Here is a 12,681-nt window from a genome sequence, read left to right as displayed (position 1 = left end):
AATAATATCCTTTCGTGATTGGAGATCTGCAAAATCAGCGGGTCAAATCTGCGAAAATCAGCGGGAAGATTTAGCAACCAGTGAACTAATGAACGATCTAACTACTTTGTCCGCAAGTAAGCATCAACCAAGAAACAAACAGCAAAAACAACCGAAGCGTAACCATTTGTAGTTGCAAAGGCTCTGTCTACCTTACTAATGTCGTTAGGTTTCACCAAACGGTGCTGATAAATCAACATAGCGCAGAAAAACACAACGCCAGCATAGTACGTCCAGCCAAAATCCATAAAATAAATGGGGCTGATGACGCAAGCAGCAGAAAGTACGTGCAAAAGCGAAGATAGTCTTAGCGCATTTTTTGGTCCTAGTGCAGAAGGGATAGAGTGTAGTTTTTGGGAACGGTCAAACTCTTCATCCTGTAATGCATAAATGATATCGAAGCCACTTACCCAAAATAGTACCGCAAAAGAATACAATACTGGTACAATACTAAAATGACCAGTTACTGCAATGTATGCCCCAATGGGAGCTAAGCCCAAACCAACGCCTAAAACCAAGTGGCAAAGTGCTGTGAAACGTTTGGTGTAGCTATAAAAGAGTACCGTGAAAATTGCTATCGGCGAAAGGTAAAAACAAAGCGGATTGATCAAATAGGTAGTAGCTATAAACAATGCGCAGTTAACAATTACAAACGTTAAGGCTTCTTTGGCAGAAATTTTCCCTGCTGGAATATCTCTTGTTGCAGTGCGAGGGTTTTTAGCGTCGATATCCCTATCTAAATATCTATTGAAAGCCATTGCAGCATTACGGGCAAACACCATGCAAAGTACAACTGCCAATAACAAATACCAGTTAAAAGGATTGCTTGTGGTGGTTACGCCCAAGAAAAAACCGATAAATGCAAAAGGCATTGCAAATATGGAATGCGCAAATAAGACAAGAGAGAAGTATTTCTTCATTTAATTAACGAGGTGTAATAGTAGCCTTAAGCGAAATTGTGTCTATTTTTCTGGATTGCTAGCAGCGTAGAATTTTGGATCTATCACTGGTTTTAAGAAATCTTGGTTCACTTCCTGAATAAACTGTAGTACTTTTTCCTTTCCCTGTCCATTCTCAGAAGAGGTTACAAAAAACGGAGGAACTTCTTCAAACCAGCCAAGCAATGCTTTATTGAATTTGGCTACATTTTGGTCTGTTTTTGGTCCAGATTGCTTATCAGCTTTGGTATAAACTAAGGCAAATGGAATTTGACATTCGCCTAACCACGAGCAAAATTCCAAATCAATTTTTTGAGGTTCTAATCTGCTGTCGATCAGTACAAAAACGCATTGAAGATTTTCTCTTTTGGTGAGGTATGCCCTAATGAATTTCTCCCATTTCTCACGGCTGCTTTTAGAAACTCTTGCATATCCGTAACCAGGTAAATCTACAATGTACCATTTCTCATTCACTAAAAAGTGGTTAATCAACTGTGTTTTTCCAGGTTTTTGCGATGTTTTGGCTAATCCCTGTTGGTTAACTAACATGTTGATTAAGGATGATTTGCCAACATTAGAACGTCCAATGAAAGCGTACTCGGGCATATCTGGTAGTGGCAAAGCCGATACTTTTGTATTGCTGACTACGAAGGTTGCAGATTTAATAATCATAAGGCAAAGATAAGGTTAATTAATAAATGACCAATTAAACCAATAACCAATCATCAATTGACCAACAACGAAATTACCACAGTTAACCATTTAACCAATTCCTACAGTTAACCAAAATAACCTATCTTTGCCAAGCATGAATCCACAAATTACTCCTTATTCTGGTACCGAAACAAAAAAAGAGCAGGTAGCCAGCATGTTCAATAATATCTCGGGCACTTACGATTTTCTTAATCATTTTCTTTCTTTAGGGATTGATATCATTTGGCGTAAAAAAGCAATTAAGGAACTTTTAACTACCAAACCGCAGAAAATATTGGATGTAGCTACTGGAACAGGCGACTTTGCATTTGAATCCATTAAGATTTTAAAGCCACAGCAGATCATTGGCGTAGATATTTCCGAAGGAATGCTGGAAGTGGCGAAGAAGAAAATAGCGGATAGAAACCTTGGTCATGTTTTTTCTGTACAAAAAGGAGATTCTGAAGGCCTGAATTTTGAAGATAATACTTTTGATGCCATTACGGTAGCGTTTGGAGTGCGTAACTATGAAAACCTGGAAAAAGGTTTAGCTGATATGTTGCGTGTGCTAAAACCAGGAGGTAAAGTGGTTGTTTTAGAGTTTTCTAAGCCGAAGGTTTTTCCCGTTAAACAATTGTATCACTTCTATTTTAAATATGCTACTCCATTTTTTGGAGGTTTGTTTTCTAAGGATAAAAAAGCTTATGCCTATTTAGAAGAATCGGTGCAGGCGTTTCCAGATGGCAAGAACTTTACAAACCTGATGGAAAAAGTTGGCTACCAACATACCAAACACCGTTCGCTTACGTTTGGAATTAGTGCCATCTACACCGGTATTAAATGAAGAAACCCTTACTAATTCTCTTATTTTCTGTCATCGCGTTTACGCTTAAAGCCCAAAATTGGGGCGGTGGTATAGATCAGCAGGATTTTAACTGGGGATTTAGTTTCCAATACGTAGCATCAGAATATAAAATAATCAGAAGCCCAAAATGGCGTGATATTTTTCTAGATTATGAGCAAAATGATAGGCCGATAACAGATCAGCTTAATACAATAAGCTCGCCACTTTCAGCAGGTTTTGGGATAGGTTTTGTCGTAAATTTAAGATTAACCAAGAACGTAGATTTGCGAAGTACGCCAACTTTGGTTTTTAATGATAGGTTAGTAGATTATCAGTATGCAGTACCTTCGGTGAATGGCCCATCAGATTTTGTGGACGGGAAAACTCAGCAAAAAGTATCTGCAACCATGGTAGATTTTCCTTTGGGAATAAAATTGAAATCTGAGAGAAGGAAGGACTTTAGGGCATATCTACTGCTGGGCGCAAAATATTCAATGGATTTAGCGTCGGGAAAAAAAGCAAATGATGACGACAAGGCGCTTATCTACAAGATTTTAAAGAATAAAAGAAACTTTGGTTCGTATGAAGCTGCAATAGGTTTCGATCTTTATTTTGAATACTTTAAAATGTCGCCCGAATTGAAAGTTAGCCATTCTTTTGGAGATATTTTAAAGCACGAAAATCATCCATTTGCAAAGCCAATAGAAAAAGCTATTTTAAGAAGTTTTACTTTTAGTTTATTTTTCGAGTAATCGTCATTTAATAAAAAGTATAACTTTGTGCCAAACACAAATTAACAATGGCCAAAATCGCATTAATTACAGGAGCTACATCTGGTATTGGGGCAGCTAGTGCCGATACTTTTGCCGCTCAGGGTTATGATTTGATCTTAATTGCCCGCCGTGAAAATCTATTAGAGACACAATCACAACAACTTACAGGGAAATATGGCGTAAAAGTCAAAAAGATCCAAGCTGATGTGAGGGACAAGGAAAATATCAACTATGTTTTAGAAACTCTGCCTGCCGAGTGGAAGGATGTAGATGTTTTAGTGAATAATGCAGGTTTGAGCCAAGGTTTAGATCCGATAGATAAAGGCGATACCGAAGACTGGGACAGAATGATTGATACCAATATTAAAGGCCTGCTTTATGTTACTAAAGTAGTTTCTGGTTGGATGGTAGAAAGAAAAAAAGGACATATCATCAATATTGGCTCTATTGCTGGTAAGGAAGTTTACCCTAACGGTAATGTATATTGCGCAACCAAGCATGCGGTAGATGCATTAAATAAAGGAATGCGTGTCGATTTGCTGCCACATGGTATTAAAGTTACTGCAATTAATCCGGGTATGGTAGAAACGGAATTTTCTATCGTACGTTTTAAAGGAGATGAAAATAGAGCAAAAAAGGTATATGATGGATTGGAACCATTAATGGCCCAAGATATTGCTGATGCAATTTGGTATGTAGTAAGCAGACCAGCGCATGTAAACATCAACGATATGCTGATTATGCCAACTGCACAAGCTACTGGCACTATCGTAAAAAGAGACTAATAAGGTTAACTGTATAACTGGTTAATAGGTTAACTGTACCTTGCCAACGATTAACCAGTTAACCGATTTCAACAATTAACCATTTTAGACAGTTAACCATTTTACAGAATTAACCCATTTAGATATGATTTCAACAAACATAGATCAAGAAATAAAACAAGCAATGTTAGCCAAAGACCAAGTTCAGTTACGAGGACTTAGAGCTATCAAAGCTGCGCTGTTGTTAGCAAAAACAGAAAAAGGACAAGCCGAAGAGATCAACGAAGAGGCTGAAATAAAAATTTTACAAAAGTTGGTTAAACAGCGTAAAGAATCTGCGGATATCTACAAAACTCAGGGTAGAGAAGATCTTTACCAAGTAGAGCAAGAAGAGATAGACGTGATTTCTAAATTTTTGCCTAAACAAATGGAAAGAGCCGAAATTGAAGCGGTTATCGCAAAAATTGTTGCCGAAACTGGTGCTACTTCTGTGAAAGAAATGGGTAAAGTAATGGGGCTGGCGAATAAAGAATTGGCTGGAAAAGCAGAAGGTAAATTGATTGGCGAAATCGTAAAAAGCCAGCTATCTTAGGCTTTCTGCAAATAAGTAAATAATAAAAATGTGATATTATTTCACATTAATTGCATTTACTCTATTAACTTAGTGGCATATACCAAAAAACATACACAATAAATATTTATGAATTACGAAGTAATCGAACAAGAGGGTTTCAAGTATATAGAGGTTGGGGAAGGAGAACCTTTAGTGTTACTTCATGGTTTGATGGGGGAATTAAGTAACTGGGAGTACGCTATTGAAAAATTCAGAAGCAAGTATAGAGTTATAGTGCCAATATTGCCTATTTACGAACTCCCGATATTAACGTTGGGTGTAAAAAGTTTGTCTAAGCATTTGCATCGTTTCCTTAAGTTTAAGAAGCTAGATCAAGTAGTATTGGTGGGCAATTCGTTGGGCGGCCACGTAGGTTTAGTGTTTACCGTAGCGCATCAAGAATACGTAAAAGCTTTAGTGCTTACCGGAAGTTCTGGTTTGTACGAAAATGCTTTCGGCGGATCTTTCCCGAAAAGAGAGAGCTACGACTTTATTAGAGAAAAGGTTGAGTTTACTTTTTACAACCCTGCTACCGCAACAAAAGAGCTTGTAGATGAAGTGTTTAAAACCGTTAACGACCGAGCACGAGTAATCCGTATTTTAGCTTTAGCAAAATCAGCTATTAGACATAATATGGCTAAAGAGCTAAAAAAAATAACCATTCCAGTGTCTTTAATTTGGGGCAAACAAGATAAGGTTACTCCTCCAGATGTTGCGAATGAGTTCCATGAGCTATTGCCAAATTCTGAGCTAAATTGGGTGGATGAATGCGGACACGCACCTATGATGGAGCAGCCGGAAGTATTTAATAGCTACTTAGAAAAATTTTTGGACAGAATTTTGCTTAAATAAGTTGAAGATTAGACAGCTACCTTTTTAGATATGCTGTCAACCGAAATAAAAAACTGAGAACTGAACATGATTGCAGGAGAACTCATATCGAACATTATTCCACCTTTACGTACATCAGATACTGTACGCAAGGCACTGGATCGTATGAACGAGTTCAAAGTTTATCATCTGCCTATTGTAAATGAAGCTCAGTACTTAGGCCTGGTATCCGAAGAAGAACTAATGGAAGCTAGAGATATGGAAATAGCGATTGGCGCTTTACCATTAGCTTTGCTTAATACTTTTACCTTCGAGAATGCTCATGTTTATGAAGTGATTAGGTTGTTCAGTGAACTGCAGTTGTCTGTAGTACCTGTTTTAGATCTGCAAAAAAATTACTTGGGAGTGGTTTCGACTAATAGTTTGCTTAATTTTTCGGCAAGTCTTTATGCTGTAACCGAACCTGGCGGTATCATTGTACTTTGCATCTCCAACAGAAATAATTCTTTGGCGCACATGTCGCAAATTGTAGAAGCCGATAATGCTCAAATACTATCATCTTACATTAGCTCATTTGCAGATTCTACTCGATTAGAAGTTACGCTAAAGATAAACAAGACAGATCTTTCTGGTATAGTAGCTTCGTTTGAACGTTACGATTACGAAGTGAAAGCAGTTTTTAACAATAGCAATCACGACGACGATTCCATGGACCGATTTAATTCTTTTATGAATTATTTAAACGTATAATCCATCAATAAGCATCATGATCTTTAACAAAGGATTTAGAGAGAGATAGATCAAGACAGGCTTTACCAATAAATTAAACAACCCGAATGAAAATAGCCCTTTACGGTAGAGATTTTAATGATAGCGTATTACCGTTTGTGCAAGAGGTATTTGATACTTTAACTGCAAATCAACTTGAAATAACCGTTTATCGCAAATTTTTCGATTTCGTTAAAGATAAAATTAAACTTCCCGCTCAAATTTCTACGTTTTCTGGTCACAAAGAGTTATTAAGCAAAGCTGATATTTTGATAAGTTTAGGGGGCGATGGTACTTTGCTAGATACCTTGGCTTTAGTGAGAGATTCGCAAATTCCCGTAATTGGAATCAACTTTGGGCGATTGGGGTTTTTGGCAAGTATCAATAAAACTGAAATTCAGGGAGCTATTAAAGCCTTAATAAATGGCGAATATGCTATTGATAAACGCAGTTTGTTAAGTTTAGAGTCGAAAAGTGGTTTGTTTGGCGATGAAAATTTCGCACTGAATGATATCACCATACACAGACGAGACGATTCTGCCATGATGATTATCCATGCCTATATGAACGGTGAGTTTGTAAACTCGTACTGGGCAGATGGATTGATTATTGCAACACCAACAGGATCTACCGCTTATTCTCTAAGCTGCGGTGGACCAATTATTTTGCCAAGTGCGCAGAATTTTGTCATTACTCCGGTAGCGCCACATAATCTAAATGTAAGGCCAATTATCGTTCCTGATGATGTTGAGCTAACTTTTGAGGTGGAAGCTCGTAGTACCAAATTCCTCCTTACTTGCGATTCGAGGACAGAAACTGTAGATCGTAGTGTGAAAATCAGTATCAGCAAAGCAAAATTTAATATAAATCTTATCCGCCTTAACAATGAAACGTTTCTAACTACGTTAAGGAATAAATTGCTTTGGGGTATTGATACCCGTAATTATTAGGATGAGTTTCAAAAAAACGCTGTTAGCTATTATTTTTACTTCGTTTCTCACTACAAAAGCTAATGCTCAGACCTGGGAAGTAGGTTTGCAGGGAGGCGGTGCCGGCTATATGGGCGATTTAAATCCAACCAATCCTTTAAAAGTAAGTGGCCTCCATTTGGGAGGATTTATCAAAGCTAATTTTGATCCAAATTGGGCACTATCTTTCAATTACAACAACGGAAAAATTAAGGCCGACGACGCAAAATCTAGCAACGAGCAGTTTAGACAGCGAAACTTGAGCTTCAGTAACAAACTTCACGAATTTAGTTTTATGGTCGATTTTAATTTCTTCGACTATTTTTCAGGGGGTGGATATTCTAGGTTTTCCCCATATTTATACACTGGCGTAGGTGCGGTACTTTTTAGTCCTAAAACGATGTATCAAGGTACCGAATATAAACTCGCACTTTATGATACAGAAGCAATTGATTATAAGACTTATGCTTTAACAGTGCCTTTCGGTTTCGGTTTAAAATATAATTTTAAGAGTAATTGGACTGTTATGACCAATATTGGCTACAGAAATGCTTATACTGATTATCTTGATGACGTTAGTGATAAATATCCTGACCCTGCAAATTTTTCTAGTGATATTTCGGTTAGACGAGTTCAGGAGGCATTATCTGACCGTTCTGTAGAAGTTCTAGGTCCTCCCGGTATTGGAGGTAAAGACATTCAAAGAGGAGATTTTAGAAAAAGAGATAATTATATGTTTGTAGGTATTGGCATAACTTATACCTTTGTGAGCCAAAAGTGCTTTTAACATAAAAGCCTCAAAAACAGTAATGGATTTTAAAGATCAAATAGATATTAATCGCTTGCCAGAGCATATTGCAATCATTATGGATGGCAATGGCCGTTGGGCAAAAAACCAAGGTAAATTTAGGGTTTTTGGTCACGAGAGTGGTGTGCTTTCTGTAAAGGATATTGTAGAAGGATGTGTAGAGATAGGCGTTAAATATCTTACTGTTTATGCTTTTTCTACCGAAAATTGGAACCGTCCAATTGACGAAGTAAATGCTTTGATGGAATTGTTGATCTCGACCATTAACCAAGAAGCGGAAACCCTCAACAAAAACAACATTAAGTTAAATGCCATAGGCGATTTAAAATCGTTGCCACAAAAGTGTATTGATGACTTGGCTGCCGCAATGGATAAAACCAAAGCAAATACCAAATGCACTTTAACTTTAGCATTAAGCTATAGTGCAAAGTGGGAGATTGTAGAAGCAGCTAGAAAAATTGCCGAACAGGTTAAAGAAGGTAAAGTAGCTATCGATCAGATTGATGAGCAACTATTTGCTTCACAGTTAACTACAGTAAATATCCCAGATCCTGAGTTAATGATACGCACTAGCGGAGAGCATCGTATCAGTAATTATCTGCTGTGGCAAATGGCTTATACCGAACTTTATTTCACAGACAAACTGTGGCCCGATTTCAGAAGAGAAGATATGTACGAGGCCATTGTAGATTATCAAAAACGCGAACGTCGCTTTGGGAAAATTAGTGAGCAATTGAACTAATTTTTCTTTTAACACTTTTTAACATGAGTTTAAATTAACTTAGCAACGTTTTTTAGATTGTAAATGAGAAGAATATACCAACTAGTATTTCTGCTTTTGATCGGTTTTCCGTCGTTAGCACAAATTCGTAACCAACAACAACAAGCTACCCCTTCCTTAAAAGTAAACGGCCTAAATTTAGACTATTTCACGCCAAGAGAATATATCATTGGTGGTACTACTTTAAGAGGTTCGAAATATTTAGATAAGGACGTAATTATTGTACTTTCTAAATTAACCACTGGCGAGTCTATCATGTTGCCAGGAGAGGCTACAGCAAGTGCCATTAAAAATCTTTGGGCGCAAGGCTTATTTGATGATATCAAGCTTAACGTGTCGAAGATTAATGGCGATACCGTTTATTTCGATATCGAAGTTGTAGAACTACCGCGTTTAAGTGGTTTTGAATTCAACGGAATCAGTAAATCTCAAAAAACAGATATTCAAGAAAAATTGGGTGATAGAGCTGGAAAATCTATCATTAACGATAATTTATACAATACAACCAGATCTGTAATTACAAAATATTTGTACGAGAAAGGATTTTTCTACACTACCATCGATTACAAATCTAAGCCAGATCCTAACCAAGAAAACAGTGTAATTTTACAGGTTAACATTAATAAGGGAAGAAGGGTTAAAGTTCAGAAAATCGAGTTTGAGGGAAATAAAGAATTTTCATCAGCTAAGCTTAGAAAATATCTGAAAAAAACCAAGCAACGAGCTTTCTATAAAGTTTTTGGTAGCGGTAAATTCAATAAAGAAAAATACGAAGAAGATAAATTGAACTTTGTTGCGAAGTTGCACGAAAAAGGTTATCGCGATGCGGCAATTATTAGCGACAGTGTTTACAAATACAATGATAAAACGGTTGGCATCAAAATTAAGATGTACGAAGGACCGAAATATTACTTCGGAAATATTACTTGGATAGGCAACGCAAAATACAATACTGACTTTTTAGAGAAGATTTTTGGAATTGAGAAGGGTGAAGTTTTCAGTGAAGAAAAATTAGAGAAAAAATTAAGAGGAAGTGCTAATGGAGACGATGTTTCAAGTCTTTATTTGAACGATGGTTATTTGACTTTTAACGTAGATCCGGTACAAACTAAAATATATGGTGATACGGTAGACGTAGAAATGCGTATCTACGAAGGACCAAAATATACGGTAAACAAAGTAAGTGTATTAGGAAATACGATAACAAATGACAGAGTAGTTTTGAGGGAAATTCGTACCAAGCCTGGAGATTTCTTCTCAAAAGAACAATTAATCAGAAGTGTTCGTGAAATTGGTCAGTTAGGTAACTTTGACGAATCGAAAACTAACCCGGTACCTAAACCTAACCCAGCAGATGGTACGGTAGATATCGTTTACCACGTAGAAGAAAAACCTTCAGATCAAATCGAGTTGTCAGGTGGTTTTGGTGGGGGCCGTGTTATTGGTACCTTAGGTTTAACTTTCAACAACTTCTCGTTAAGAAATTTATTTAAAGGCGAAGCTTACAGACCATTACCAAAAGGAGATGGCCAAAGGTTAAGCTTACGTGGACAAACTAACGGTAAATTCTACCAATCATACAGTTTTTCATTCTCTGAGCCTTGGTTTGGAGGTAAAAAACCAGTAAGCTTTGGTGTTAGTGCATTTACATCGTTACAATCTAACGGTTTAGCTAAAAGCCACGAACGTTTTTATGGTATCCGTTTAAATGGTGTGTCGTTTAGTTTGGGTAGAAGATTGAAATGGCCAGATAACTGGTTCTCATTATCTCACTCTATCAACTTAAATCAGTACATCTTAAACAACTATCCAGGCTTCTTATTTAGCACGGGAGAGTCGTACAACTTAAACTTTACCCAAGAAATTGCTAGGGATTCAAGAAATCATAATATTTTCCCAACGGGTGGTGCTTATTTAAGATTTACGGTACAGGCTACACCTCCTTATTCGTTATTGAACAATGTAAATTATAACACCGCGTCTGATAAAGATCGTTACAGATTTACAGAGTACCACAAGTGGAAATTTGAGGCACAATGGTTCGAAACTGTGGTGGGTAAATTGGTATTCAAAGGACAAGCGCAATTTGGTTTCTTAGGTTCGTACAACAGTGCAGTAGGTCAGTCGGCGTTTGAGCGTTTCAAATTGGGTGGTGATGGTATGCAAGGTTTCGATTTCTTACAGGGTTCTGAGATTATCGCAATGCGTGGTTACTCAAACAACTCGGTTATTCCTGTTGGATCTAATCCTAATATTGCGCAACAGTCTGGTAGTCCTATCTTTACAAAATATGTGATGGAGTTAAGATATCCAGTAATTAGTTCACAACAAGCAACTGCCTTTATGACAGTTTTTGGTGAGGCTGGTAACACTTGGGATAAATTCCGTGACTTCAATCCATTTAACGTTAGAAGGTCGGTTGGTGTTGGTGCAAAGATATTTTTACCAATTTTTGGATTACTTGGCATAGATTATGGTTATGGATTTGATAACATCCCAGGAGTTCCTGATGCTAACAAAGGACAATTCCACTTTAGTATAGCACAACAAATGGGCGGTTTTAACTAATTAGAGGACTTAACACACAATTAAAAAGAAATCTTAGTATGAAAAGGATATTTTTAGCAAGCGTTTTACTCTTAATGGCTTTAGGAGTATCGGCACAAAAAATGGCTTACGTAGACACGGAGTATATTTTAAAGCATGTTCCAGATTACAAGTCATCATTAACACAAATTGAAGGTTTGTCTAAGCAATACCAAAAAGAGGTTGACGACGTTTTCAAGGAAGTGGATGCAATGTATAAGGCCTATCAAGCAGATCAGGTGTTATTAACTGATGATATGAGAAGACGCAGAGAGAACGATATCATCGAAAGAGAGAAAAAAGCAAAAGAATTGCAACGTCAGAAATTTGGCCCAGAGGGAGATTTATTTCAAACTCGCTCTAAATTATTGAAGCCAATTCAAGAAAAAGTTGCCTCAACCATTGCAGAAGTTGCAAAAAACAAATACATTGACTTTGTTTTTGATAAAAGCAGTGAAAGCACCATGATGATTTACGCCAGTGCTAACTACGATATCAGTAACGATGTAATTATTAGATTAGGTTATAAGCCTGGTACTTTAGTAAAATAACACACATAAAATAAAACGAGCTTGCTAGCTCGTTTATACCATTGAAACCAATAGACAAACATTAATAACATTAGGAAAAATAAAAAATGAAAAAGTTAATTAAAGGATTATTTGTAGCGGCAGGATTACTTTTAACTACACAAGTTGTTAACGCTCAGCAAAAATTTGGTCACTTAAATTCAGATGAGATTTTCGGTACTTGGTCAGAAGCTAAAACAGTTTCAACTACTATCGAGAATTTAGCTAAAACTAAGCAAGCTGAAATTGATAAAATGATCGCTGAGTATCAAAATAAATTAAAAGCTGCTCAGGAAAAAGAGAGAACACTTAGCGAAGCAAACAGAGAAGTTATTGTTAAGGAATTAACACAAGCTCAAACTGAGTTAACAGATTTGCAAAAAAGAATTGAAGATGCTCGTAACAAAGCAAGAACTGATGTTGAAGCTAAACAAGCTGAGGTTTTCCCTCCATTGCAACAAAAAGTAGCTACAGCTATCAATGCAATCTCAAAAGAAAAAGGTTTAGCTTACGTATTTGATATTTCAGCATCTCAAGGTTTCAATAACTTGGTTTATTTTGATGGTGGCGAAGATATCACTCCTGCTGTAAAAGCTAAATTAGGTATTTCGGCTACTGCTCCAACTGCTGCTAAACCAGCTGCAGGTGCTAAAAAGCCTTAATCAAAATATTAAATAAATACGGCGGAATTAGGTAAGCTTAATTC

At 36.9% G+C, this 12,681-nt stretch carries 14 protein-coding genes; 12 read left to right on the top strand and 2 right to left on the bottom strand.

Features of this window, described 5'->3' with window-relative positions:
* Positions 1 to 101 precede the first annotated feature (101 nt).
* Positions 102 to 959, bottom strand: coding sequence for a UbiA-like polyprenyltransferase (locus tag AC23ME_RS08965; protein WP_487727415.1), 858 nt, complete (start codon positions 957 to 959; stop codon positions 102 to 104).
* 42 nt (positions 960 to 1,001) lie between these two features.
* Positions 1,002 to 1,649 (bottom strand): ribosome biogenesis GTP-binding protein YihA/YsxC, encoded by a 648-nt coding sequence (yihA, locus tag AC23ME_RS08960; protein WP_487727414.1) that lies wholly within the window; start codon positions 1,647 to 1,649, stop codon positions 1,002 to 1,004.
* Positions 1,650 to 1,785: 136 nt separating this feature from the next.
* Here yihA and ubiE point away from each other — a divergent pair, with 136 nt between their 5' ends.
* The 12 genes from ubiE (at position 1,786) to AC23ME_RS08900 (ending at position 12,637) form a co-directional block, all read left to right on the top strand.
* Positions 1,786 to 2,514, top strand: a complete 729-nt coding sequence (gene ubiE, locus AC23ME_RS08955; protein WP_487727413.1) for a bifunctional demethylmenaquinone methyltransferase/2-methoxy-6-polyprenyl-1,4-benzoquinol methylase UbiE — start codon at positions 1,786 to 1,788, stop codon at positions 2,512 to 2,514.
* Complete coding sequence (gene porT, locus AC23ME_RS08950; protein WP_487727412.1) at positions 2,511 to 3,266, top strand: type IX secretion/gliding motility protein PorT/SprT; 756 nt, start codon at positions 2,511 to 2,513, stop codon at positions 3,264 to 3,266. Before ubiE ends, porT begins: the two co-directional genes overlap by 4 nt.
* Before the next feature lie 47 nt (positions 3,267 to 3,313).
* On the top strand, positions 3,314 to 4,072 hold the full coding sequence (locus tag AC23ME_RS08945; protein WP_487727411.1) for an SDR family NAD(P)-dependent oxidoreductase: 759 nt from the start codon (positions 3,314 to 3,316) through the stop codon (positions 4,070 to 4,072).
* A 124-nt stretch (positions 4,073 to 4,196) separates the two neighbouring features.
* Complete coding sequence (locus AC23ME_RS08940; RefSeq protein ID WP_487727410.1) at positions 4,197 to 4,643, top strand: GatB/YqeY domain-containing protein; 447 nt, start codon at positions 4,197 to 4,199, stop codon at positions 4,641 to 4,643.
* A 108-nt stretch (positions 4,644 to 4,751) separates the two neighbouring features.
* Positions 4,752 to 5,516 (top strand): alpha/beta fold hydrolase, encoded by a 765-nt coding sequence (locus tag AC23ME_RS08935; protein ID WP_487727409.1) that lies wholly within the window; start codon positions 4,752 to 4,754, stop codon positions 5,514 to 5,516.
* Between the two features lie 66 nt (positions 5,517 to 5,582).
* A complete protein-coding gene (locus AC23ME_RS08930) occupies positions 5,583 to 6,245 on the top strand; it encodes a CBS domain-containing protein (RefSeq protein ID WP_487727408.1) in 663 nt (220 codons plus the stop codon).
* A gap of 86 nt (positions 6,246 to 6,331) precedes the next feature.
* Entirely contained in the window at positions 6,332 to 7,213 is an 882-nt protein-coding gene (locus AC23ME_RS08925; protein WP_487727407.1) for an NAD kinase, read from the top strand.
* 1 nt (position 7,214) lies between these two features.
* The gene (gene porG / locus AC23ME_RS08920) at positions 7,215 to 8,018 is read left to right on the top strand and encodes a type IX secretion system protein PorG (RefSeq protein ID WP_487727406.1); all 804 of its coding nucleotides are present in this window, start codon (positions 7,215 to 7,217) and stop codon (positions 8,016 to 8,018) included.
* Between the two features lie 22 nt (positions 8,019 to 8,040).
* Positions 8,041 to 8,781 carry an undecaprenyl pyrophosphate synthase gene (uppS, locus tag AC23ME_RS08915; RefSeq protein WP_487727405.1) on the top strand — a complete coding sequence of 247 codons (741 nt, stop codon included), beginning with the start codon at positions 8,041 to 8,043 and terminating at the stop codon, positions 8,779 to 8,781.
* A 63-nt stretch (positions 8,782 to 8,844) separates the two neighbouring features.
* Positions 8,845 to 11,388, top strand: a complete 2,544-nt coding sequence (gene bamA / locus AC23ME_RS08910) for an outer membrane protein assembly factor BamA (protein ID WP_487727404.1) — start codon at positions 8,845 to 8,847, stop codon at positions 11,386 to 11,388.
* A 38-nt stretch (positions 11,389 to 11,426) separates the two neighbouring features.
* Complete coding sequence (locus tag AC23ME_RS08905; protein ID WP_487727403.1) at positions 11,427 to 11,957, top strand: OmpH/Skp family outer membrane protein; 531 nt, start codon at positions 11,427 to 11,429, stop codon at positions 11,955 to 11,957.
* An 86-nt stretch (positions 11,958 to 12,043) separates the two neighbouring features.
* On the top strand, positions 12,044 to 12,637 hold the full coding sequence (locus AC23ME_RS08900) for an OmpH/Skp family outer membrane protein (protein WP_487727402.1): 594 nt from the start codon (positions 12,044 to 12,046) through the stop codon (positions 12,635 to 12,637).
* Positions 12,638 to 12,681 lie beyond the last annotated feature (44 nt).

This window comes from Pedobacter sp. T50_32, from assembly GCF_057652195.1.
This window is presented reverse-complemented; position numbering and strand designations above follow the sequence as displayed.

Bases quoted from the DNA above. Each gene is read 5' to 3' on its own strand.
- bamA (WP_487727404.1), top strand. From the start codon at position 8,845: ATGAGAAGAATATACCAACTAGTATTTCTGCTTTTGATCGGTTTTCCG.
- AC23ME_RS08945 (WP_487727411.1), top strand. From the start codon at position 3,314: ATGGCCAAAATCGCATTAATTACAGGAGCTACATCTGGTATTGGGGCA.
- porT (WP_487727412.1), top strand. From the start codon at position 2,511: ATGAAGAAACCCTTACTAATTCTCTTATTTTCTGTCATCGCGTTTACG.
- AC23ME_RS08900 (WP_487727402.1), top strand. From the start codon at position 12,044: ATGAAAAAGTTAATTAAAGGATTATTTGTAGCGGCAGGATTACTTTTA.
- AC23ME_RS08905 (WP_487727403.1), top strand. From the start codon at position 11,427: ATGAAAAGGATATTTTTAGCAAGCGTTTTACTCTTAATGGCTTTAGGA.
- AC23ME_RS08965 (WP_487727415.1), bottom strand. From the start codon at position 959: ATGAAGAAATACTTCTCTCTTGTCTTATTTGCGCATTCCATATTTGCA.
- AC23ME_RS08940 (WP_487727410.1), top strand. From the start codon at position 4,197: ATGATTTCAACAAACATAGATCAAGAAATAAAACAAGCAATGTTAGCC.
- uppS (WP_487727405.1), top strand. From the start codon at position 8,041: ATGGATTTTAAAGATCAAATAGATATTAATCGCTTGCCAGAGCATATT.
- yihA (WP_487727414.1), bottom strand. From the start codon at position 1,649: ATGATTATTAAATCTGCAACCTTCGTAGTCAGCAATACAAAAGTATCG.
- ubiE (WP_487727413.1), top strand. From the start codon at position 1,786: ATGAATCCACAAATTACTCCTTATTCTGGTACCGAAACAAAAAAAGAG.
- AC23ME_RS08935 (WP_487727409.1), top strand. From the start codon at position 4,752: ATGAATTACGAAGTAATCGAACAAGAGGGTTTCAAGTATATAGAGGTT.
- porG (WP_487727406.1), top strand. From the start codon at position 7,215: ATGAGTTTCAAAAAAACGCTGTTAGCTATTATTTTTACTTCGTTTCTC.
- AC23ME_RS08925 (WP_487727407.1), top strand. From the start codon at position 6,332: ATGAAAATAGCCCTTTACGGTAGAGATTTTAATGATAGCGTATTACCG.
- AC23ME_RS08930 (WP_487727408.1), top strand. From the start codon at position 5,583: ATGATTGCAGGAGAACTCATATCGAACATTATTCCACCTTTACGTACA.